The 22,945-nt window shown below is 54.9% G+C and carries 24 protein-coding genes; 8 read left to right on the forward strand and 16 right to left on the reverse strand.

What is annotated here, in order from left to right:
* The first annotated feature begins 128 nt into the window (after positions 1-128).
* On the forward strand, positions 129-479 hold the full coding sequence (locus tag GSQ70_RS10915) for a FlxA-like family protein (RefSeq protein WP_158782557.1): 351 nt from the start codon (positions 129-131) through the stop codon (positions 477-479).
* Here the strand turns inward: GSQ70_RS10915 and GSQ70_RS10920 are convergent.
* Positions 476-1,396 carry a LysR family transcriptional regulator gene (locus tag GSQ70_RS10920; protein ID WP_158782558.1) on the reverse strand — a complete coding sequence of 307 codons (921 nt, stop codon included), beginning with the start codon at positions 1,394-1,396 and terminating at the stop codon, positions 476-478. The two genes, GSQ70_RS10915 and GSQ70_RS10920, sit on opposite strands and share 4 nt — an antisense overlap.
* A 96-nt stretch (positions 1,397-1,492) precedes the next feature.
* Between GSQ70_RS10920 and GSQ70_RS10925 the strand changes: the two genes are divergently transcribed.
* On the forward strand, positions 1,493-2,518 hold the full coding sequence (locus GSQ70_RS10925) for a bile acid:sodium symporter family protein (protein WP_158782559.1): 1,026 nt from the start codon (positions 1,493-1,495) through the stop codon (positions 2,516-2,518).
* A gap of 71 nt (positions 2,519-2,589) precedes the next feature.
* On the opposite strand, the gene GSQ70_RS10930 is transcribed toward GSQ70_RS10925, so the two are convergent.
* The 3 genes from GSQ70_RS10930 to zipA form a co-directional block, all read right to left on the reverse strand.
* The gene (locus GSQ70_RS10930; RefSeq protein WP_158782560.1) at positions 2,590-2,805 is read right to left on the reverse strand and encodes a DUF3820 family protein; all 216 of its coding nucleotides are present in this window, start codon (positions 2,803-2,805) and stop codon (positions 2,590-2,592) included.
* Between the two features lies 1 nt (position 2,806).
* Positions 2,807-4,825: an NAD-dependent DNA ligase LigA gene (ligA, locus tag GSQ70_RS10935; RefSeq protein WP_158782561.1), complete on the reverse strand. Its 2,019-nt coding sequence runs from the start codon at positions 4,823-4,825 to the stop codon at positions 2,807-2,809.
* 78 nt (positions 4,826-4,903) lie between these two features.
* Positions 4,904-5,893 carry a cell division protein ZipA gene (gene zipA, locus GSQ70_RS10940; protein ID WP_158782562.1) on the reverse strand — a complete coding sequence of 330 codons (990 nt, stop codon included), beginning with the start codon at positions 5,891-5,893 and terminating at the stop codon, positions 4,904-4,906.
* Positions 5,894-6,111: 218 nt separating this feature from the next.
* Between zipA and cysZ the strand changes: the two genes are divergently transcribed.
* The 5 genes from cysZ to crr all read left to right on the forward strand — a co-directional run bounded on the left by cysZ (position 6,112) and on the right by crr (position 11,123).
* Entirely contained in the window at positions 6,112-6,873 is a 762-nt protein-coding gene (gene cysZ / locus GSQ70_RS10945; RefSeq protein ID WP_158782563.1) for a sulfate transporter CysZ, read from the forward strand.
* 128 nt (positions 6,874-7,001) lie between these two features.
* Entirely contained in the window at positions 7,002-7,973 is a 972-nt protein-coding gene (cysK, locus tag GSQ70_RS10950) for a cysteine synthase A (protein WP_158782564.1), read from the forward strand.
* Between the two features lie 395 nt (positions 7,974-8,368).
* A complete protein-coding gene (gene ptsH, locus GSQ70_RS10955) occupies positions 8,369-8,626 on the forward strand; it encodes a phosphocarrier protein Hpr (RefSeq protein ID WP_034916267.1) in 258 nt (85 codons plus the stop codon).
* Between the two features lie 222 nt (positions 8,627-8,848).
* The gene (gene ptsI, locus GSQ70_RS10960) at positions 8,849-10,576 is read left to right on the forward strand and encodes a phosphoenolpyruvate-protein phosphotransferase PtsI (protein ID WP_158782565.1); all 1,728 of its coding nucleotides are present in this window, start codon (positions 8,849-8,851) and stop codon (positions 10,574-10,576) included.
* 43 nt (positions 10,577-10,619) lie between these two features.
* On the forward strand, positions 10,620-11,123 hold the full coding sequence (gene crr, locus GSQ70_RS10965; RefSeq protein WP_158782566.1) for a PTS glucose transporter subunit IIA: 504 nt from the start codon (positions 10,620-10,622) through the stop codon (positions 11,121-11,123).
* Positions 11,124-11,217: 94 nt separating this feature from the next.
* On the opposite strand, the gene GSQ70_RS10970 is transcribed toward crr, so the two are convergent.
* The 12 genes from GSQ70_RS10970 to GSQ70_RS11025 form a co-directional block, all read right to left on the reverse strand.
* Positions 11,218-11,913 (reverse strand): GntR family transcriptional regulator, encoded by a 696-nt coding sequence (locus GSQ70_RS10970; protein WP_158782567.1) that lies wholly within the window; start codon positions 11,911-11,913, stop codon positions 11,218-11,220.
* Between the two features lie 64 nt (positions 11,914-11,977).
* Positions 11,978-13,327: an ATP-binding protein gene (locus tag GSQ70_RS10975; protein ID WP_158782568.1), complete on the reverse strand. Its 1,350-nt coding sequence runs from the start codon at positions 13,325-13,327 to the stop codon at positions 11,978-11,980.
* Positions 13,324-14,004, reverse strand: a complete 681-nt coding sequence (locus GSQ70_RS10980; protein ID WP_158782569.1) for a response regulator transcription factor — start codon at positions 14,002-14,004, stop codon at positions 13,324-13,326. The genes GSQ70_RS10975 and GSQ70_RS10980 overlap by 4 nt, the downstream gene beginning before the upstream one ends.
* Positions 14,005-14,120: 116 nt before the next feature.
* Entirely contained in the window at positions 14,121-15,002 is an 882-nt protein-coding gene (gene cysM, locus GSQ70_RS10985) for a cysteine synthase CysM (protein ID WP_158782570.1), read from the reverse strand.
* Between the two features lie 79 nt (positions 15,003-15,081).
* Positions 15,082-16,170: a sulfate/thiosulfate ABC transporter ATP-binding protein CysA gene (gene cysA / locus GSQ70_RS10990; protein WP_158782571.1), complete on the reverse strand. Its 1,089-nt coding sequence runs from the start codon at positions 16,168-16,170 to the stop codon at positions 15,082-15,084.
* A complete protein-coding gene (cysW, locus tag GSQ70_RS10995) occupies positions 16,170-17,033 on the reverse strand; it encodes a sulfate/thiosulfate ABC transporter permease CysW (protein ID WP_158782572.1) in 864 nt (287 codons plus the stop codon). The genes cysA and cysW overlap by 1 nt, the downstream gene beginning before the upstream one ends.
* Entirely contained in the window at positions 17,033-17,866 is an 834-nt protein-coding gene (gene cysT / locus GSQ70_RS11000; protein ID WP_158782573.1) for a sulfate/thiosulfate ABC transporter permease CysT, read from the reverse strand. Before cysT ends, cysW begins: the two co-directional genes overlap by 1 nt.
* Positions 17,866-18,882, reverse strand: a complete 1,017-nt coding sequence (locus tag GSQ70_RS11005) for a sulfate ABC transporter substrate-binding protein (protein ID WP_158782574.1) — start codon at positions 18,880-18,882, stop codon at positions 17,866-17,868. The genes cysT and GSQ70_RS11005 overlap by 1 nt, the downstream gene beginning before the upstream one ends.
* Before the next feature lie 243 nt (positions 18,883-19,125).
* The gene (locus GSQ70_RS11010) at positions 19,126-20,022 is read right to left on the reverse strand and encodes a Dyp-type peroxidase (RefSeq protein WP_158782575.1); all 897 of its coding nucleotides are present in this window, start codon (positions 20,020-20,022) and stop codon (positions 19,126-19,128) included.
* A 147-nt stretch (positions 20,023-20,169) separates the two neighbouring features.
* Positions 20,170-20,787, reverse strand: a complete 618-nt coding sequence (locus GSQ70_RS11015) for an RpoE-regulated lipoprotein (RefSeq protein ID WP_158782576.1) — start codon at positions 20,785-20,787, stop codon at positions 20,170-20,172.
* A 128-nt stretch (positions 20,788-20,915) separates the two neighbouring features.
* Entirely contained in the window at positions 20,916-21,371 is a 456-nt protein-coding gene (locus tag GSQ70_RS11020) for a DUF2919 domain-containing protein (RefSeq protein ID WP_158782577.1), read from the reverse strand.
* A 47-nt stretch (positions 21,372-21,418) separates the two neighbouring features.
* Positions 21,419-21,844 carry a GNAT family acetyltransferase gene (locus tag GSQ70_RS11025; protein WP_158782578.1) on the reverse strand — a complete coding sequence of 142 codons (426 nt, stop codon included), beginning with the start codon at positions 21,842-21,844 and terminating at the stop codon, positions 21,419-21,421.
* A gap of 207 nt (positions 21,845-22,051) precedes the next feature.
* On the opposite strand from GSQ70_RS11025, the gene amiA reads away from it, so the two are divergent.
* Positions 22,052-22,927, forward strand: coding sequence for an N-acetylmuramoyl-L-alanine amidase AmiA (gene amiA, locus GSQ70_RS11030; protein ID WP_158782579.1), 876 nt, complete (start codon positions 22,052-22,054; stop codon positions 22,925-22,927).
* The last annotated feature ends 18 nt before the right edge of the window (positions 22,928-22,945 follow it).

Consider the following 22,945-nt stretch of genomic DNA (forward strand, 5'->3'; position numbering starts at 1 on the left):
GAACCTGCAGCAGGTCGGGTCATTTCCGCCTCTTTTCACTTTCTTAGCACTTCCCTTACGATATTCATCATCAAGTCTTCAGTGACCCGCGCCGATAACCGTTTTGGTCTATTACAAAGGAGACAGAGATGACAACTATCAGTGGCAGTACCTCGGCCGGTCTGAGCAGTTCAGACAGCAGTGGCTCAACCTCACAAATTGCCAGTCTGAACAAGCAGATCACTCAGTTGCAAAATCAGTTAAAAAGTTTAGGCACCGATGGTTCACTGACCGACGAGCAAAAGTCTGAAGAACAGACGCTGATCGAAAGCCAGATCCAGATGATCGAATCTCAGATCGCCCAGATAGAACAGCAGCAGGCAGAAAAGGCAACGGAGAAGCAGAACGCTCAGAAAGAGTCGACGACGGCTGCGACCACTAAAGCTGCGGATGGCGTTAACCGTCCCACGGCAACCAACTCGCTGAACGTTTATATTTAAAACTCTGGCATGTTCTCGCGTTGTTGCGTCAGCAGGGCAGCCTGCTGGCGTACTTCCTGCCAGATGGCTTCAGCCGCTGGCGTCAGTGACCTGTTCCTGCGACGCACCAGCATAATAGTGCGATTAATTTCCGGTACCATTCTCCTGACCAGTAAGGGTCGTCCTTGCGGTAACGGCAACGCCAGCGCGGGAAGAACACTGATGCCAATCCCCGCCTCCACCATTGGATACAGCGTCGCCGGATGACCAATCTCCTGCACAATCTCTGCCTGAACCTGCTGAACCCGAAGCGCTTCATCAATCAGCACCCGGCTACCGGAAGCATAGTCCTGTAACACCAGTTGCCGGTTATTCAGCATCTGCCAGCGAATAGTCTGCTGCCGCGCCAGTGGGTCATCCTGGCGGCACAGCAGCAGAAAAGGCTCATCGAGAATGGCCTCACATTCAAAATCTTCTACCGACAGTGGCCCGATAACGATGCCAAAGTCGACTTCCGCATTACGGATACTCTGCAACACCCACTGCTGGGGTCTGTCCCGCAACAATACCTTTATTTCAGGAAAATGCAGCTGACTGCCCGCCAGGCATTGCGGCATCAGGTGAGCGGAGATCGTCTGGCTCGCGGCAACCCGCACCTTGCCGCTGCGCTGCTGCCCGTAGCTACGCACATCCAGCAGGGTGGTGTTCAATTCTTCCAGCAGCCGCTCAAGCCTGCTGGCCAGTTGCTCACCGGCTTCGGTCAGCAAGACTTCGCGGGTGGTGCGATCCAGCAGGCGGATGCCCATCTCACTTTCCAGCTCTTTAATACTGTGGCTGACAGCAGACTGGCTGAGGCCAATCAGTTGTCCGGCCTGGCTGAAACTGCCCTGCTGAGCAACGGCGACAAACACACGAAGTTGACGAAGGCTGTAATTCATCGATTTTTTTCATATAAGAATTTAATAAATTAATTTTATTTCTAAACCCACCCGTCGCACAATAGCGCTATCGATTTTTTTAACCGGGCATTAACAATGCGTTTCTTTCGACTCGATCCCCTGATGGTCAAACTTATTATCACCGTACTGCTCGCCTCCTTCCTGCCTGCACGCGGTCATTTTGTCGATTTCTTTGAATGGCTGACTACCGCGGCCATCGCCCTGCTGTTCTTTATGCACGGTGCCAAATTGTCTCGCGAAAAAATTATCGCCGGTGGCAGTCACTGGCGCCTTCACCTGTGGGTCATGTTCAGCACCTTCGTGCTGTTCCCGATCCTCGGCCTGCTGTTCGTCTGGTGGCATCCTCTGCCGGTCAGCGCGGAAATCTATACCGGTTTTCTCTATCTGTGCATCCTGCCAGCCACCGTTCAGTCTGCCATCGCGCTGACGTCGCTTGCGGGGGGTAACGTGGCTGCCGCAGTTTGCAGCGCTTCGGCTTCCAGCCTGCTGGGCGTGTTTATTTCCCCCCTGCTGGTCGGGCTGGTGATGAACGTGCATAACGACGCTGCGGGCGGTAATCTGGAGCAAATTGGCAAAATCATGCTGCAGCTGCTGCTGCCGTTCGTGCTGGGACATATCTCCCGCCGCTGGATTGCCGGATGGGTGGAAAAACACCGTGGGCTGATAGGAAAAACCGACCAGGCCTCAATTCTGCTGGTGGTTTATTCTGCCTTCAGTGAGGCAGTGGTTAACGGTATCTGGCATCGCGTGGGGGCGGGTACCCTGCTCTATATCGTGGCTGGCAGCCTGGGTCTGCTGTTTGTTGTACTGCTCGTCAACCTGCTGGCCGCACGGGTGTTCGGCTTTAACCGCCCGGATGAGATCACCATCCTGTTCTGTGGTTCCAAGAAAAGTCTGGCCAACGGCGTGCCGATGGCCAACATCCTGTTCCCTTCCGCATCAGTAGGGATCATCGTACTACCGTTGATGATTTTCCATCAGGTACAGCTGATGATCTGTTCAGTGCTTGCACAACGCTATAAAAAAGCGGGTGAGAAGCTGGCAGAGAAACAGGTACAGAAAGGAAAACCAGGCAAAGCCATGGTCGAGTCGCAGAAATAAATGCTGACAGCGCCATCAGGATGGCGCTGATTGTTGCCGGACAGTACAGGCCTGTGAGCCGCTAAATTGGATTACGTCTTCTTTAGCGGCTTAACCAGCCCTTCAAGCCCTTCGATTTTAATCGCCAGCGTCAGCTGCATCAGTTCGCCCAGATGCCCCGCAGGGAATTCATCCTTGCGGGCGAACCATAGCAGGTAGGGTTCTGGCAGGTCGATCAATACCCGCCCTTTGTATTTGCCAAAGGGCATTTCGGTATTGGCTATCTCAATCAGATGCTCTTTTTCCATGTTAGTCATCCAGCAGTCGGATCATCTCAGCTTCGTCGATGACCGCAATCCCCAACTCCTGCGCTTTTGCCAGTTTCGATCCTGCCGCTTCTCCGGCAATCACCAGATCGGTTTTCTTCGACACGCTGCCGCTGACCTTCGCACCCAGCGCGGTCAGGCGATCTTTCGCCTCATCACGCGACAAAATGGACAGCGAACCGGTCAGTACCACAGTTTTCCCGGCAAAGGGACTGTCAATCTCTTCAGCTTTTACCACCGTAACCGCAGGCCAGGTAATATTAGCCACCTCAACCAGCTGGCGGATCACCTCGCGGTTACTCTCCTCAATCATGAAATTCCGGACATGCGCAGCGACAACGGTACCGACATCCTGCACCGCAATCAATGCTTCAAGATCCGCTTCCATAATCTTTTCCAGTGAGCCGAAATGTGCCGCAAGGTTTGCGGCGGTAGCTTCACCAACTTCGCTGATCCCCAGCGCGTAGAGGAAGCGGGCCAGCGTGGTCTGTCTGGCCTTCTCCAGCGCGTTAACCACATTCTGTGCCGACTTTGGCCCCATGCGGTCCAGGCCGGTCAATGTTCCCGCGGTGAGAGTGAACAGGTCCGCCGGCGTTTTGACGTACTCTTTCTCGACCAGTTGGTCGATGATTTTGTCGCCCATGCCATCCACATCCATCGCACGGCGTGAGACGAAATGCTTCAGCGCTCCCTTGCGTTGCGCACCACAGATAAGACCGCCGGTACAACGCGCAACCACCTCGCCCTCCACACGCTCAACGTCAGAGCCACAGACCGGACAATGGACAGGGAAAACAACTTCTCTGGCATCCTGCGGACGCTCTGCTTCGATCACTCCCACCACCTGCGGGATCACATCCCCGGCACGGCGGATCACCACACGGTCGCCGATACGCAGCCCAAGACGATCGATCTCATCGGCGTTATGCAGCGTGGCGTTGCTGACCATCACGCCAGCGACCTGGACAGGCTCCAGACGAGCTACCGGAGTAATCGCGCCGGTGCGCCCTACCTGGAACTCCACGTCCCGTACCGTGGTCATCTGTTCCTGCGCCGGGAACTTAAAAGCCACGGCCCAGCGCGGCGCGCGGGCAACAAAACCCAGCTGTTCCTGCAGATCCTGCGAATCCACTTTGATCACCACGCCATCGATATCAAAACCGAGCGTGGCGCGATCCTCTTCGACCTCGCGGTAGAAGGCCAGCACTTCAGCAGAGGTATGGCACAGGCGGATACGATCGCTGACCGGCAGGCCCCAGGCTTTAAATTGCTGCAGGCGAGCCATATGGCTGCGTGGCATCTCGCCGCCTTCAAGCAGGCCCAGACCATAACAAAAAAAGGTCAACGGGCGTTTAGCGGTAATACGGGGATCGAGCTGTCGCAGCGAACCGGCGGCGGCATTACGCGGGTTAGCAAAAACTTTGCTGCCGGTGCGGCGTGCTTCTTCATTCAACGCTTCGAAGCCAGACTGTGGCATAAACACTTCGCCACGAACCTCGATTCTTGCCGGAATATTATCACCACGCAGGCGCAGTGGAATGGCGCGAATGGTCCGGACGTTAGCGGTAATATTCTCACCGGTGGTGCCATCACCACGTGTTGCCGCCCGGACCAGCAGGCCATCTTCATACAGAAGGCTCACCGCCAGGCCATCCAGTTTCAACTCACAGCAGAATATGATGTCATCTGTGCTTTTCAGCCGATCCTGCACACGCTTGTTGAACGCCAGGTAGCTCTCTTCATCAAAGGCGTTATCCAGCGACAACATCGGCACTTCATGGCGAACCTGTTCAAAGGCGCTCAATGGCGCTGCGCCGACACGTTGGGTCGGAGAATCAGGGGTAATCAGCTCCGGATGAGCCTCCTCCAGCTTGCGCAACTCACCCATCAGGCGGTCATACTCGGCATCCGGCACGGCGGGTTCGTCCAGCACGTGATACTGGTATTCGTAATGGCGAAGCGTAGTTTGCAGTGCGATAATTTTGTTTTGTACGGATTCCATAGCGGCACCATAGCGATAAAAAACCCCCGACAGGCGGGGGTCTTGAATTCAGAAAGTTTCAGACTCGTTAAGAGAGGATCAGGCGTTGGCCTCGATCACTTCGCGAATACGATTTTTATACATTTCCAGCTTCTGTGGCGTCATCATCCGGCGCTCATCATCCAGCACCACACCACCGACATCGTCAGCGATACGCTGGGCTGACTGCAGCATCAGCTTGAAGTTCTGATTCGCATCACCATAGGACGGTACCATCATAAAGATAGAGATGCCTGGCGTAGAGAAATCAGTCATTTCATCCGGGTTGAAGGAGCCCGGTTTTACCATATTCGCCAGGCTGAACAGGACCGGCCCACTGCCCGCCGGGTTCAGGTGACGGTGGAAAATATTCATTTCTCCAAACTGGAAACCGGCCTGAAGAACACCCTGCAGCAGGGCTTCACCGTTCAGTACACCCCCGGCATGAGCGCCGACGTGGAGAACCAGTACGGTCTCTTTCAGGCGCTCCTGCACTGGAGCGGCAGCAGGCTGAGCGGCTTCTTCTTCCTCATCCGGATCTTCGACATACTCCAGCTCAGGTTCAGCCTGAGGCTGCTGAGCGACAGGAGCAGGACGAACTGGCTGCGGCGCAGCTGGCTGACGCGGTGCTTCCTGCGTTGAACGACGAACCGGCTCTTGATCAAACTCCGGCTCTGGCGCATGTGGCAACTCACCCCCGAAAAGAGGATCCAGTTCAGGCTGTTCATCAACCTGCGGCTGATGGCGAACCGGTTCCGGTTGAGCGCGCGATTTTGACGGACGCGGTGGCGCTTCGTCCCGGTCAAACACCGCTACAGCAGGTTCATCATCTTCTTCCACACGCGAGCGGGTACGCTGGACGCGCACTTCACCAACGCCATCTTCGACGTCGTCAGGCGACTCTTCTCTATGCTGTTTTAAACGTTTATGAGGACGATCGCGAAAAACGGATGAGCGCTCTTTACGGCTGGTCCACAGGCCGTGAAGAAGAAGCGCTATTATAGCGATCGCGCCAACAACGATTAATATCAGACGCAAATCCTGCATCATTGTATTCTCTGTTGTTCCAATACCTTGCCACCGCGGCAAACTTTATCCTCTAACTGTATTTGCCCAGGTTAACAAGTGCAAGTCCGTGCAGTATTTTCTGACAAATAAGCGTGGGTCGACACGGTTTTTTGCTGTTTTTTCGTCCAAAACCCCACTGGTCAGCGTAAATGGCTGAGTTATGATAGCGTCGCAAGGTCGCAATTTGAGGAAAGCAGGACATGATCCAATCCCCTACTCCACCATCCGCCAATGGTATCCACTATTTTTCCCAGGGCTGGAAGCTGATCCGCCTGCCGGGTATCCGACGTTTCGTTATCATCCCTTTGTTGGTGAACATTCTGCTGATGGGGGGCGCTTTTATCTGGCTGTTCTGGCAGCTGGGCCACTGGATGCCCGCACTAATGTCTTACGTGCCTGGCTGGCTACAGTGGCTCAGTTATCTGCTGTGGCCACTGACGGTGATCTCCATTCTGCTGGTTTTCAGCTATTTTTTCTCAACCGTCGCTAACTGGATAGCCGCGCCGTTCTGCGGGCTGCTGGCGGAACAACTTGAAGGCAGGCTGACGGGCAAACCGCTGCCAGACAGTGGCTGGGCTGGCATGGTGAAAGATCTCCCCCGCATCATGAAGCGAGAGTGGCAGAAACTGGCATGGTATCTGCCAAGGGCCGTTATTTTGCTGCTGCTCTATTTCATTCCCGGTTTTGGTCAGACGGTGGCACCGTTGTTGTGGTTCCTGTTCAGCGCCTGGATGTTGGCTATTCAGTACTGTGATTACCCTTTTGATAACCACAAAGTGAGCTTCCGTGAGATGCGCAGTGCGCTTAAAAGACACAAAACCGACAACATGCAGTTTGGCGCGCTGGTGAGTTTGTTTACGATGATTCCGATTCTTAACCTGGCGATCATGCCAGTGGCCGTTTGTGGCGCCACGGCGATGTGGGTTGACCGTTACCGCAGTACGCTGGGCCGGGTAAATTAAGGCTTATGCTTTTTGATTAGCCCTTATTGCTGCATAACATATATATATACGATTTCTTTACTTCCAGGAAAAACTCAACGGGGTATGCTCTTAGCGTTCCCAATATTTCATACAGTTAAGGACGGGCTATGAGCAAGATCTACGAAGACAACTCGTTAACAATCGGTCATACGCCGCTGGTTCGACTGAACCGCATCGGTAACGGTCGCATTCTGGCAAAAGTGGAATCCCGCAACCCCAGCTTCAGCGTTAAATGCCGTATCGGTGCCAATATGATTTGGGACGCGGAGAAACGTGGCATTCTGAAACCGGGCGTGGAACTGGTTGAACCAACCAGTGGTAACACCGGGATTGCGCTGGCCTATGTGGCAGCAGCACGTGGCTACAAGCTGACCCTGACTATGCCGGAAACCATGAGTGTTGAGCGCCGCAAGTTGCTGAAAGCGCTTGGCGCAAACCTGGTGCTGACCGAAGGTGCGAAAGGCATGAAAGGCGCCATCGCTAAAGCGGAAGAGATTGTCGCCAGCGATCCGGACAAATTTGTGCTGCTGCAGCAATTCAGCAATCCGGCAAACCCGGAAATCCATGAAAAAACCACCGGCCCTGAAATCTGGGAAGATACCGACGGTGAAGTGGACGTGTTTATTGCTGGTGTGGGTACCGGGGGTACGCTGACCGGCGTCAGCCGTTACATCAAAAACACCAAAGGGAAGAAAGAGTTGATCACCGTGGCCGTGGAGCCAACGGATTCTCCGGTTATCGCCCAGGCACTGGCGGGTGAAGAGATCAAACCTGGCCCACACAAAATTCAGGGCATCGGAGCTGGGTTCATCCCGGGTAACCTGGATCTGAATCTGGTCGACCGCGTGGTGGCTATTACCAATGAAGAGTCAATTTCAACTGCCCGTCGTCTGATGGAAGAAGAAGGCATTCTGGCCGGAATTTCTTCCGGTGCTGCCGTTGCGGCCGCGCTGAAATTACAGGAAGACGAAGCTTTCGCGAACAAGAATATTGTGGTGATCCTGCCCTCTTCCGGCGAGCGTTACCTGAGTACTGCTCTGTTCGCCGATCTCTTCACTGAGAAAGAATTGCAACAGTAATGCCATTAGTGCGGATTAGTCTAAAAAAGCACCCAAACGGGTGCTTTTTTGTGGACTACATCAAACTTTTGTCACCCTGTAGATTGCTTTTACCCGTGACAGTCTGGTATCTAAGCACCCAATTATTTCGATCCACAAAATTAATCGCTGCGTGAAATGGATCAAGCTGAATCGATTTACTGGTTTGGCGCGGCAACGCAAATCGCGGCATAATGAGATAGGGAAACGCGAGTCCGAAATCACCGGTTTTAACCCGTCGCCTCCCGACCTTTTACCAGCGCATTTTTTGGCGCGTCTTCGTACGCAGGCCAGCGCGACACATCCAGGCTAAAGTCACGCCACCAGGCTAGACTTTAGAACGACAACACCAAACCAAATTAAGTTGGGGAAACATAATGTTCCAGCAAGAAGTTACCATTACCGCACCTAACGGTCTGCACACCCGCCCTGCTGCTCAGTTCGTGAAAGAAGCTAAAGCCTTTGCCTCTGAAATCACCGTAACCTCTAACGGTAAATCAGCCAGCGCAAAAAGCCTGTTCAAGCTGCAGACCCTGGGTCTGACTCAGGGCACCGTTGTGACCCTGTCTGCGGAAGGTGAAGACGAGCAGAAAGCCGTTGAGCACCTGGTCAAACTGATGGCAGAGCTCGAATAAGCGCCTTTTCTCACGCGCGGCCTTTCAGGCAAATTTTTGCAAACATATTGATCGCGGACAGAATGTCCGCGTTGTTGCTTTCGTAAAGTACCCCACGGTGCCAGACGACTGTAGTCAGCGTGTTGCAATCATCATTTGCGTGACCGGCTCGCTGAGTGGATTTGGCCGACAGTTTCCGGAACGATTGCCCTGGCAGTCGACCGTTATTAAAAAGGTAGGGTTATGATTTCAGGCATTTTAGCATCACCGGGCATCGCTTTTGGTAAAGCGCTTCTGCTGAAAGAAGATGAGATAGTCATCAACCGGAAAAAGATTTCTGCCGACCAGGTTGAGCAGGAAGTTCAGCGTTTTCTTGATGGTCGTAGCAAAGCTGCCGCGCAGCTGGAAGCGATCAAAATCAAAGCCGGAGAAACTTTCGGTGAAGAGAAAGAAGCCATCTTCGAAGGCCACATTATGTTGCTGGAAGATGAAGAGCTGGAACAGGAAATCATAGCCCTGATTAAAGACGATCTGGCTTCTGCCGACGCGGCCGCTTTCTCTGTGATTGAAGGCCAGGCCAAGGCGCTGGAAGAGCTGGATGACGAATACCTGAAAGAGCGTGCGGCTGACGTACGCGACATCGGTAAGCGTTTGCTGCAGAACATTCTGGGCCTGCACATCGTTGACCTCAGCGCTATCGCTGATGAGGTGCTGCTGGTTGCAAAAGATCTTACCCCATCAGAGACCGCACAGCTGAACCTGGACAAGGTGCTGGGCTTTATTACCGATCTGGGTGGCCGGACTTCTCACACCTCGATCATGGCACGCTCTCTGGAGTTGCCCGCCATCGTCGGTACCGGCGATGTCACCACTCAGGTCAAGAACGGCGATTTTCTAATCCTCGACGGCGTAAATAACAACATTTACGTGAATCCGTCTCAGGACAAAATCGACGAACTGAAGGCGATCCACAATCAGTACGTGACCGAGAAAAACGACCTCGCCAAACTGAAGGATCTGCCAGCCATCACGCTGGACGGACACCAGGTGGAAGTGTGCGCCAACATAGGTACCGTGCGCGACGTCGCAGGCGCAGAGCGTAACGGCGCCGAAGGTGTCGGCCTGTACCGTACTGAATTCCTGTTTATGGACCGCGATGCTCTGCCGACAGAAGAAGAGCAGTTCCAGGCCTATAAAGCCGTGGCGGAAGCGATGGGTCAGCAGGCGGTAATCGTACGCACCATGGATATCGGTGGTGACAAAGATCTGCCGTACATGAACCTGCCAAAAGAAGACAACCCGTTCCTCGGCTGGCGTGCAATCCGTATCGCCATGGACCGTCCGGAGATCCTGCATGCTCAGCTGCGCGCTATCCTGCGTGCCTCTGCCTTTGGCAAGCTGCGCATCATGTTCCCGATGGTGATCTCCGTGGAAGAAGTCCGCACGCTGAAAGCCGAGCTGGAAAAACTGAAAGCGCAGCTGCGCGAAGAAGGCAAAGCCTTTGACGAGAGCATTGAGGCCGGCATTATGGTGGAAACACCTGCTTCAGCCGCAATTGCCCATCATCTGGCTAAAGAAGTCGATTTCTTCAGTATCGGCACCAACGACCTGACCCAGTACACGCTGGCGGTGGACCGTGGTAACGACCTGATCTCTCATCTGTACAACCCAATGACCCCATCGGTGCTGACGCTGATCAAGCAAGTTATTGATGCATCTCATGCTGAAGGCAAATGGACCGGCATGTGTGGTGAGCTGGCTGGCGATGAACGTGCTACACTACTGTTATTGGGAATGGGGCTGGACGAATTCAGCATGAGTGCCATTTCTATCCCGCGCATCAAGAAAATCATTCGGAATACGAATTTCGAAGATGCGAAGGCATTAGCGGAGCAGGCTCTGGCTCAACCGACGGCGGAAGAGTTAATGAACCTGGTCAACAAGTTCATTGAAGAAAAAACACTCTGCTGATATCTGGTGACGCTGGCCCAAAATTACTGCTTAGGAGAAGATCATGGGTTTGTTTTCAAAACTTTTTGGCAATAATTCAGATACCGCATCTGGAGCCATTGAGATCGTAGCACCGCTGTCCGGTGAAATCGTCAATATCGAAGACGTACCGGATGTGGTGTTTGCGGAGAAAATTGTTGGCGACGGTATCGCTATCAAACCTACTGGCAATAAAATGGTAGCGCCGGTCGATGGCACCATCGGTAAAATCTTCGAAACCAATCATGCCTTTTCCATCGAGTCTGACAACGGCATTGAGCTGTTTGTCCACTTCGGCATTGATACGGTTGAGCTGAAAGGCGAAGGTTTCAAGCGTATTGCTGAAGAAGGGCAGAAAGTGAAGAAAGGTGACGTGGTCATCGAATTCGATCTGCCGCTGCTCGAAGAAAAAGCGAAATCTACGCTGACGCCGGTTGTGATCTCGAACATGGATGAGATCAAAGAGCTGGTGAAACTGACTGGTAGCGTGACCGTGGGCGAAACCCCGGTTATCCGCATCAGAAAGTAATCAGCGAAAGTCTGCTGAAGCCTTCTGAGTAATCAGGGGGCTTTTTTTATGCCTGCGGATCGGGTTTCAGCCTGATGTCCGACATCTGGTACGTTCAGTTGAATGTGCCCAACGCATCACGCAGGCTCAGAGAATCCGCAACGGTTTCCTTCAGATCCAGCTGCTGTTCCAGTTCATCCAGATGCTCAATCATCGCCGCCTGAGCTTTCACCCGATCCCCGGCCTGCAATGCCGTGACAATCTGGCCATGTTCATCGCACTGGCAGGATGGGATATCGTTACGTTGGTACAGCGCGACAATCAGCGAGCTGCGCACCATCAGGTTAGCGAGGATTTCACTGAGTACTTTATTGCCGCTGATGTTGGCCAACATCAGGTGAAACTGACTCAGTTCGCGAACGATCTCACGACGGTCCGCACGTTCGATGGCGCTCTTTTCAGCCTGCTGCTGGGCAGCCAGTTCGTTCTGACAGCGAGCCATTTCCTGAGGCGTAATACAGGAAATAATTGCGCTTTCGATGGCTCGGCGGGCAATGAAAATTTCGCGGGCTTCACTGGCTTCAGGCCGGGCAACCATGGCACCACGGTTAGGCTCAATGGTCACAATATGCGCCAGCGCCATTCTCTGCAGGGCAGCCTGAACGTGGTTACGGTTGGCCTTCAGTACCTCAACAATTTGCGCCTCAATCAGCCGCATCCCCGGCTTCAGGCGATGCTGGGCAATCGCCACCGACAAGGCTTCAACAATACGCTGAACTTCCTGTTGCTTACTGGGAGCAACTCTACTCATTCCCTACCTCACGAACGTAAACACACACGCTTTCAGCCGGGAATAATAGCATCTGCTGGCACTGTTAAACCACCCAATGTGGCAGACGAAGCGTCAGTTCCAGCCCGCCATCCTTCCCGTTGACGGCACTCACTTCTCCCTGATGAGCCAGCAATACCTTACGGACAATTGATAACCCCAGCCCGTAACCTTTTCCGGAAAGTGGCGAATTGACCCGCACAAAAGGGTCAAAAATACTGGAAAGTTTATCGGCATCCACGCCCGGCCCCTGGTCGCTGACGCTGATGGTCAGCCAGCCATTTTCCTGACGCAGTGAGATTTTCACCTGCTGCCCCTGCCGGGAAAAACGCAGGGCGTTACGCACCACGTTCTCTACCGCCGAGCGAATTAAATTCGCTTCCCCTTTGACCGTGTAGTCCGTGTTTTTATCGGCAAAAAGCAGAATTTCCACACCCGGGATTTGCGCTTCATAACGGGCATCGTTGGCGACGGCTTCCAGCAGGCCAAGCAGATCGAAATACTGTTCATCCGGCAGGGTCTGGTGTTCGGTGCGCGACAGGGTCAGTAGCTCACCGATCATTTTATCCAGCCTGCGGGCTTCTTCATCAATGCGATCCAGCGACTGTCCAACCGACTCTGGCGTCTGCCTTGCCAATCCGGTTGCCAGCTGAAGGCGGGCAAGCGGCGAACGCAGCTCATGGGAGACATCATGCAACAGCTCTTCACGCGCTTTCACCAGCACCGAAAGACGCTCCACCATGGAATCAAAATCCTGTGCCACTACTGACAGCTCGTCGTGACGGCGGCGCATCTGCGGGAACAGGCGCACTGAGAGATCGCCCTTTGACACGCGATCGAACCCTGCACGCAGTTGGCGCATCGGTCTGGTCAGGTTCCACGCGAGGAACAGGCTGAACAACAGTCCCCCTCCCCCGCCGATAAACAGAAACGGCTCCGGCACGTTCAGGAAGCTGCGACGTGGGCCACCCATTTTGCTGTCCTCACGCAGGCCCTGCACGTCATAGCGTAACTGGTATTGCAAACCATCGGCGCCCGTCACCCATTCAATCACCTCTTTGGGGAATTCGCCGGGCCGTAAGTCCCGGTCGAGGTCACCACGCGGCAGTTCCTGAGGCGGTTTCTGCATCAGCTGGACCGAAAAAAAGCGGCGGTCGCTCTGGGACCAGTCCGCCATCATATCATTCAGCGCATCCATCCCTCCCCGCTGCAGGACGGAAACGGCCGAGGTCATCTGCAGATTGACAATGCGGCGTGCCGTCAGGTTTTCCGGCGGCTCATGATGTTTGCCATACAGCTGGAAGCCGAGCCATAACAGCTGGCTCATGATCAGAAACGTCAGCCAGAATCCCAGCAGGATTTTCCAGAACAGAAAACCACGAAATCCTGCTTTCATCGAATGCGATAGCCTATGCTGCGCACCGTTTCAATGGTGATGGTGTCGCTGGTCAGTGCGGCCAGCTTCTGGCGGATATTGCTGATGTGTACGTCCACGCTACGATCGTAAGCTTCACGCGGGCGGCCCAGTCCTTTTTCCGACAGCTCATCTTTTGACACCACGCGATCGGGTGAGCGCAGCAGCAGATCCAGCAGATTAAACTCGGAGGCGGTTAAGTCGAAGGGCCGCTTTTTCCACTCGCTGATGCGGGTGGCCGGATTCAGGGTCAGTTCTCCCCAGCAGGCCAGTTCTTTGCTCTCAACAATCACCGGCTGCTCTTCAACGCGGCGCAGCACGGCACGCAGACGAGCCACCAGTTCACGCGGGTAACACGGTTTGGGCACGTAGTCATCCGCGCCCATTTCCAGCCCGATTACGCGGTCGATATTATCGCCTTTAGCCGTGAGCATAATCACCGGCAAGCGGCAGTTCTGGCGCACCTGTCGCAGCACGTCAATGCCGCTCATGTCCGGCAGCATGATGTCCAGAATCATCGCGCTGTATTCGCCCGACATGGCTCCCTCAATCCCTGCCTTGCCGCTCAGTACCAGCGTGGCATCAAACCCTTCGGCTATCAGATACTGGCTGAGCATGGTGCCCAGCTCCAGATCGTCATCGACCAGTAAAATTTTCATGCGCAATCTCTCAGTGAAGTAGCCGCTATTTTCACCCGGCGCGGGAAGATTCGCAGCCTGTTTTACCTAATCCTTACAGTGCAGGAATTAGCCTTCATCTCCTGATGAATTAAGCTTCAACCCTGGTAAACGCCAGTCGATAAATAACGATCTCCGCGATCGCAAATTATTGCCACAATAATGCTGCCGGGCTGCTCCTGCGCTATCTGTATGGCTCCCGCGACCGCACCACCTGAACTGACGCCGCAGAAAATACCCTCACGCTGAGCCAGCAACCGCATGGTTTCCTCTGCTGTTGCCTGGCTCATATCAATCACCCGGTCCACCAGCTCAGGGCGGTAAATGCCCGGCAGATAGGCGACGGGCCAGCGGCGGATCCCTGGAATGCTGCTGCCTTCGTCGGGCTGCAGGCCAACGATTTGCACCCTGTCGCTCTGCTCTTTCAGATAGCGTCCCACACCGGTGATAGTGCCGGTTGTCCCCATGCTGGAGACAAAGTGCGTCAGCTTACCGGCCGACTGCTGCCAGATTTCCGGCCCAGTGGAGAGGTAATGGCCCAGCGGATTATCGGGATTGTTGAACTGGTCCAGCACTTTACCTTCGCCACGCGCCTGCATCTCTTTTGCCAGGTCGCGGGAGCCTTCCATCCCCAGTTCACGACTGACGAGGATCAGTTCGGCACCGTAGGCGCGCATTGCCGCCTGGCGCTCGATACTCATATTCTCCGGCATCAGCAGCTTCAGGGTATACCCTTTCATTGCCGCAATCATCGCCAGCGCGATACCGGTATTGCCACTTGTTGCTTCGATCAGCACGTCGCCCGGCTGGATCTCACCGCGCTGCTCGGCTTGCTGTATCATCGACAAAGCGGCGCGATCTTTCACCGAACCGGCGGGATTATTCCCTTCAAGCTTCAGCCAGATTTCACTGCAGGATGGCGCAAGCCGCTGCAATTTGATCAGCGGCGTGTTACCGATGGTGTTTTCAAGCGTTGTCACAGTGTGATTTTCCTGGAAGGAGCCAAAGCGCTGGCAAAAAAAAGGTCAGGCAAGCCTGACCCTGTTCCGGTAGAAAATATCAGGCACTTTGCGCAAAGGCAACCTGTCGCAGCGGCGTTTCACCTTGGTACAGGCGCGCCTGCTGCAGACCAACAAACAGGCGCTCACCGCGGATCGGCGCAGTCTGCTCGCCGTCCATTACCAGCGTGACCGGTTCCTGGCCCCAGCCTGCCGGTTGCACCACCATCTGCCAGTAGTGTCCGCGCGGGCTGACTTCCAGCACCTGCACCGGCAGCGGCGTCTCCAGGCTGCTCTGGCGGCTGACGTCAAGTTCCCACGGACGCAGGAACAGCTCAACCGGCCCCTGGTGTGCCGGCGTGTAGCCCAGCGGCCAGTGATGAGCACCAACGTGGAACTGCGAGCCGTTCACTTCGCCATCGAAACGGTTCACTTCACCGAGGAACTCCAGCACAAAACGGGTGGCTGGTTCACGCCAGACTTCATCCGGCGTGCCTACCTGTTCGATATTGCCCTGACTCATCACCACCACGCGATCGGCCACTTCCATCGCCTCTTCCTGGTCATGGGTCACAAATACGCTGGTGAATTTCAGCTCTTCATGGAGCTGACGCAACCAGCGGCGCAGCTCTTTACGCACCTGAGCATCAAGCGCACCGAACGGCTCATCCAGCAGCAAGATTTGCGGTTCCACCGCCAGCGCACGGGCCAGCGCCACCCGCTGCTTCTGGCCACCAGACAGCTGTGCCGGAAAGCGGCCAGCCAGATGGCTGAGCTGCACCATCTCCAGCAGACGGGTCACTCTCTCTTTGATCGCTGCGGCAGAAGGACGCTCTCGGCGCGGCAGCACGGTCAGGCCGAAGGCGATGTTTTCGAACACCGTCATATGACGGAACAGCGCATAGTGCTGGAAAACGAAACCAACCTGACGGTCCCGGGCATGCACCTGAGTCACGTCTTTGCCGTGGAAGCTGAGGCGACCGCTGTTCTGGCTTTCCAGTCCCGCGATAATGCGCAGCAATGTGGTTTTCCCGGAGCCGGACGGCCCCAGCAGCGCCACCATCTGACCAGAAGGGATATCCAGTGAAATATCGTTCAGCACCGTGGTCCGGCCGAAAGATTTGTTAATTTTACCGATTTCAATGCTCATTATTCCCCCTCCTGTTGCAAACGGACATCCTGGCGTTCTAAACGCCATTGCAGTGCGCTTTTCAGAAACAGTGTGACAACTGCCATCAGAGTCAGCAAGCCCGCAGCGGTAAATGCGCCCACGGTGTTGTAATCCTGATGCAGCAATTCAACTTGTAATGGCAGCGTGTAAGTCTCGCCGCGAATCGATCCCGATACCACCGAGACCGCACCAAATTCACCAATTGCGCGGGCATTGGTCAGCACCAGCCCGTACAGCAACGCCCAGCGGATGTTTGGCAGAGTGACACGCCAGAACATCTTCCAGCCGGAAGCCCCCAGCAGCACGGCGGCTTCATCTTCGTTGCTGCCCTGGCTGAGCATCACCGGCACCAGCTCACGTACCACAAACGGACAGGTGACAAAAATGGTCACCATCGCCATGCCCGGCCAGGAGAACATCAGCTGAATGTTATGGGCATCCAGCCAGCCGCCGGCAGGGCCGTTGACGCCCCAGAACAGCAGATACATCAGCCCTGCCACCACCGGCGACACGGCAAAAGGAATATCAAACAGCGTCAGCAGCAACTGGCGACCCGGGAAGGTAAAGCGCGTCACCAGCCAGGCCAGCAGCGTACCAAACACCAGGTTTACCGGTACGGTAATCAGTGCCATCAGCACCGTCATCCCGATCGAATGCAGCATATCGCCATCTTTCAGGTTGCTAAACATCGCGCCAATGCCATCGGCAAAGGCACTGGCGAAAATGGCAATCATCGGCACGACCAGCAGACCAAAGGAGATCAGTATCCCGAGCGTTATCAGGATCCACTTGCTCCAGTTGGGGCGGCTGCGTAAGCCTTTCAGTTCGGTAACGTCAGCCATTAGTGACCTCCCAGACGACGGCCAAAGCGGCTCTGTAAGGTGTTAATCGCAAACAGCAGGATCAGCGAGGCGGCCAGGATCACCGAAGCGATGGCGCTGGCGGCCGGATAGTCGAACTCCTGCAGGCGCACAAAAATCATCAGTGAAGTCACCTCCGTTTTCCAGGCTATGTTACCGGCGATAAAGATCACCGCGCCAAACTCGCCAATGCTGCGGGTGAATGACAGCGCCGTTCCTGCCAGCAGGGCCGGAGCCACTTCCGGCAGCACCACACGCCGGAAGCTCTGAAACGGGCTGGCTCCAAGAGTTTCAGCTGCTTCTTCGTATTCCGGTCCCAGCTCTTCCAGTACCGGCTGCACGGTGCGCACCACAAAAGGAATGCTGGTGAACGCCATTGCCACGGCAATCCCGAGCCAGGTGTAAGAAACTTTGATATCAAACTGCGCCAGCCACTGACCGTACCACCCGTTAACGGAGAACAGCCCTGCCAGCGTCAGGCCCGCTACGGCAGTGGGCAGCGCAAAAGGCAGGTCCATCAGACCGTCCAGCAGCGCGCGGCCGGGGAAACGGTAGCGCGTGAGGATCCAGGCCATCAGCAAGCCGAAAAACGCATTGAAGACTGACGCCACGCCCGCCGACAGCAGGGTGACTTTATAGGCCGCAACCATCTGCGGATTGGTCACCACTTCCCAGTACTGTGCCAGGGTCATGTTTGACAACTGCATCAGCAGCGCGCTGATCGGCAGTAACAGGATCAAACAGGTGAAAAACAGGCTGCTGCCAAGGCTGATACCAAAGCCAGGCAACACGCGCTTACTCTTGGTGGCAAACATTACTGGTGTCCCGCTGCTAACAACTTATCCAGCTCGCCACCGCTGGCAAACTGGGTTTTCATTACCTGATCCCAGCTGCCAAAAGCCTCTTCGACGCGGAAAAGTTCGACCGGCGGGAAACGCTCTTTCTGCTGCGCCATCAGCTCAGGATTGTTCACGCGGTAGTAATATTGCGTGATGATCTTCTGGGCTTCCGGGCTGTAGAGATAGTTCAGGTAGGCTTTGGCCGCTTTCTCCGTGTGGTTAGCCGCGATATTTTTATCGATCCACGCCACCGGGAATTCGGCAAGAATGTTGATTGAAGGCACAACCACTTCGTAGCCGTCTTTGGCATACTGATTGCGGATGTTGTTCACTTCTGATTCAAAACTGATCAGCACATCGCCCTGCCCGCGCTCCACAAACGTCGTGGTAGCGCCACGGCCACCGGTGTCGAACACTTCGACGTTTTTCAGGAACTGGGTCATAAACTTTTCAGTTTTGGCTTTATCTTTGCCATCAGCTTTATCCGCTGCACCCCATGCGGCCAGATAGGTGTAACGACCGTTACCGGAGGTTTTCGGATTCGGGAAGACCAGTTTCACGTCGCTCCGGACCAGGTCGTCCCAGCTGTGAATTTTTTTTGGATTGCCCTTCCGCACCAGGAAAGCCATGGTGGAGTAAAACGGTGAGCTGTTATTCGGCAGGCGCTGCTGCCAGTCTGCCGGGATCAGATTGCCGCGATCGTGCAAAATCTGCACGTCAGTCACCTGGTTGTAGGTCACCACATCCGCCTTCAGCCCCTGCAAAATCGCCAGCGCCTGTTTGGAAGAACCGGCATGTGACTGCCTGACCGTCAGCTTGTCGCCATTATTTTGAGCGGCCCACTGCTGTTCAAAAGGCGCATTCAGGGCGACAAACAGCTCGCGAGAGACGTCATAAGAGCTGTTGAGCAGCTCGGTAGCCTGAGCAGAACCGGCAAGAAGCACGGTAAAAGCCGCCCCACTGAGGAACTTTTTCATTATCGGTAACGTCATTTTGCACCCTGAAAGACAGCCTGGCCCGCGGCCCAAGAGCAATCAGTTTATTTATAACCCCACTAAAAGCAGTAACGGTTTTATATACCGTTTGGTGATTTAGAAGTTTAAAAAGCTATAAGCGAGTGGAATTGTTTATGCAGAAGACAGGAAATGATGCGTGAGTGATCATGAAGGCCTGCGGTCTGAAAAATACCTGTTAGCCGCAGTTTGGCATTGAAGCCGCCCTGCGGCATAAAACGATTACAGCGCTGCCAGTTGCGCCAACGAGGGCGCATAGAAATAGCTGCCGCTGACTGGTTTAGTGAAGCGCAGCATGGCATCGAACTTGCCGTCGGTTTCGCCAAACATGCTCAGCAGTTGCTGCTCAATGTTGTGCAGCGTGGCGCAATAGGCAAGGAAGAACAGGCCGTGGGTGCCGCTGGCGGTGCCGTAAGGCAGGCTCTGGCGCAGGATCTTCAGTCCTTTGCCGTTCTCTTTCAGGTCCACGCGGCTGACATGTGATGTCTCCGGGCGATCTTCCCCTTCCAGCTCTTCATTGCTCTCTTTGGTGCGGCCAATGATCTGTTCCTGTTTATTCACCGCCATGCGGTTGAACATCTTCAGGTTATGCTCCCATCGCTGGCTGAATACGTAACTGCCGCCCGCGTTCTCTCCATCAGCGATAATCGCCACGGCCTCACGCTGCTCACCCTGCGGGTTTTCAGTGCCGTCAACGAAACCGCTGAGATCGCGATCTTCCACCCAGCGAAAACCGTGAGTCTCTTCTGCAATGCGGATAGCGTCGCCAAACGCGCTGAGGGCAGCCTGCGCAACGCTGAAGTTTACGTCATGACGCAGCGACTGGATATGGATCAGCAGGTCACGTTGCGTGGCCGGTGCCATACCTTTGCCCATTGGCTGGAAATCTTTCAGCTCTGAAGGAGTACCCGCAGAGTTAAGGTCATGCCACACTGCGCTTCCGAAGGCCACCACTGCACCCAGTCCCGCATCGGGAAATTTTTGCTGAAGCTCGGCCAGCTGTAAAAGAAAAGCGTGCGTACCGCTACGCAGGCCAGCCATATCACCCTGAACAATTGCTTCGAGATAAATGGCAAAACGGCGGTGTTCTAACAAAATGCCGCTCTGAATCTGGGACATTCGGGTCTTCTCCTGAGTATCTTTATCCCTGACGGGAACGGCTGCATATCATACCCGATGTTAGTGTGGCTATCTTGTCCGATCACAAAGATTAGGGGATTACTGGACGGATGTTGTCGGGCCGCCGGAAAGCGGCCCGGAGAGGATTTACTTACGCCAGATTATTTTGCTGATGGTCCATTTTTTCAGCGTTTCATCGGACGGCAGCAGACCATCAGGACCGTGCCATTCGCCGCTGAACACGTAGCTGATATGCTGGCTGCCCGGCGCTTTACACTCCACGCCATCACGGTCGCTGCCTGTGCCTTTCTGACAGGAACCAAACGCCTTGCTGTAGAGGTCGCTGAAAGGCGTGCCGACTTTTTTGCCGTCAGCGGTGGGGAGGGTGCTGTCCGTGACGTCAATCCGGCTGACCGTCGCTTCGCCGGTCACTTCAACTTTAACCTGCTTTTCACTGACGGCCTGGAAGAAGGTCACCACACCGCCGTTTTCGCCACGCATCCCTTTCCGCACGTTGTAATTTCCGCTCAGCCCATCGCTGATGGCTTCTTCGTTCATCGCGGTGCTGCCATTCACTTTGCCCACACCCTGCTCGGTCACTTTCAGAGAAGAGCCAAACCAGTGCCACGGTGCCAGGCTGGACCAGGAATAAGTCAGTGGATTCCACCAGGTGGCCCCTCTGTCAGATCCCGTGGAGGTGCCGGAACTGGCACAGCCGGCCAGCAGTAAAGCGGCGGCAATCGCTAACGGGCGAACAGTTTTCATTACAACTCCTGTCATAGTAGGCAAATTTTGTCCTCAGAATCCCTCAGGTTACTCCCAGCGAACGCATCTGCAACCTGAAGGATGAAAAGGTTATCGAACTGGTTGGAGTCCCGTTCCGGCAAAAAGTTTTATTCGCCATTCAGGTCCGGGCTAAAACAGTCTTTTAATCGGCGGCTCATTGTCAGGTAGGCAAGGCCCAGCAGGTCAAAAACGGTGACCAGAATCACCAGCGGCGAGTATTGATCGTCGCCCAGCCAGATCATGATGGCTTGCAGCAACACTATCGCCACCAGCGCCAGGCACAGCACCCAGTGCCATGCCTGCCACAGACGCGGCAGGCGCTGGCGATAACCGGTCAGCAGCAGCCCCAGCGTCGCAGGAATACCTAATCCCAGGCCAATCCAGAAAGCACGTGTGTCAGGATAAAACAGCGCCAGCAGCGTTGCGCCCTGCTGTTTGGAGGCGCCCGCCATCACAAACAGCACCCAGGTTCGGGCCTGTAACAGCAGAATTATCCAGAAGCCCACCGGCAGCTTCAGCTGGCCACGGGCATCGTAATCATCGGGGGAATAAGTCAGGTTCATCAGCTCACAGGAGGGAAAAACCGGGCGACGCTTCGCCACCCGGCCAGTTAATATTCGCGATCTTCAATCAGGCGTTTACCGAGCAGCACGCTGTCCTGCATTTCATAATCGAGCTTTTCGTAAAAGCCCAGCACCGCATCGTTTTCTTCACGCACCATCACGTGGATTTTCGGGCAGCCCCGCGCAATCAGCTTCTTCTCAAGCCGGTTAATCAGCGCATTGGCGAAGCCCCGCCCCTGGTAATCAGGGTGTACGCCCAGATAATAGGCCGATCCGCGATGCCCGTCGTAACCGCCCATCAGCGTGCCGACAATTTCACCGCCGACCACCGCCACCAGGAACAGATCAGGATCGTGATTGAGCTTACGCTCAATGTCCATTTCAGGATCGTTCCACGGGCGTAACAAATCGCAACGCTCCCAGAGGGTGATCACTTCTTCAAAATCGTCCTGGCTAAATACGCGGATTTCCATGGCGTTACCCCAGATGTTAACCACAATTTGCTGATTATCACGCTTTCCTTCGCCGGTGCAAGTCTCCGGGCGGATTAATAGCGAAAAAAGGCGACCTGTCCTGTTAGCGCGCTGAAATAAAAAGTAAAAAGTTGAAATAGTTCCCTTCTCGCCGCAGCACGATTGTTACGATATAACAATAAGCACTTTGTGCCCTGAGGAAGAGTAATGAAAAAATTTGGCCCGATGACCCCACTGACCACGCGCCGCAACCTTTTACTTTCTGGTCTGGCGCTGGCATTGCTGGCCAACCGATCGGTCAGGGCTAAGGAAGAAAATGCCACGCTGCAGCTCTCCGCTTCCCGCAGCAAAGCTCACACCCCGCCGCCGCCCGCAAATGGCAAAAAGATTGTCATGATAGATCCTGGCCACGGCGGGATTGATTCCGGCGCGGTTGGCGAAGAGGGATCGGAAGAGAAGCATGTGGTACTGGAGATCGCTAACCATATTCGCCATATGCTCAGCACTCACCCACATATTGAGGCACGCCTGACGCGCGAGACCGACCACTTTATTCCGCTAGGCGAGCGGGTGGAGATTGCGCATCAGCACGGCGCTAACTTGTTTATGTCAATCCATGCCGATGGCTTTACCAGCCCGGATGCCAACGGCGCGTCGGTGTTTGCGCTGTCTAACCGTGGTGCCAGCAGCAGCATGGCGCGTTATCTTTCTCAGCGTGAAAACGCGGCGGATGACGTCGGTGGCGTGAAAGCGGCTGAGAAAGATCACTATCTGCAACAGGTGCTGTTCGACCTGGTGCAGACCGATACCATTAAAAACAGCCTGACGCTGGGCAAACATGTACTGAACCAGATCCGTCCGGTGCATCACCTGCACAGTCAGCACACGGAACAGGCCGCTTTTGCGGTGCTGAAATCTCCGTCAATCCCGTCGGTTCTGGTGGAAACATCCTTTATTACCAACCCGTCGGAAGAGCGCCTGCTGGGCACCACGGCCTTCCGCCAGAAGATTGCCAGCGCGATTGTTGACGGGATTGTTGGCTACTTTAATGAGTTTGATGCCAATAACCGCCGCCCCGGCTAAGCCTTTTTGACGTATACT

The organism is Pantoea sp. BAV 3049 (assembly GCF_009765445.1).
Lineage (GTDB): Bacteria > Pseudomonadota > Gammaproteobacteria > Enterobacterales > Enterobacteriaceae > Erwinia.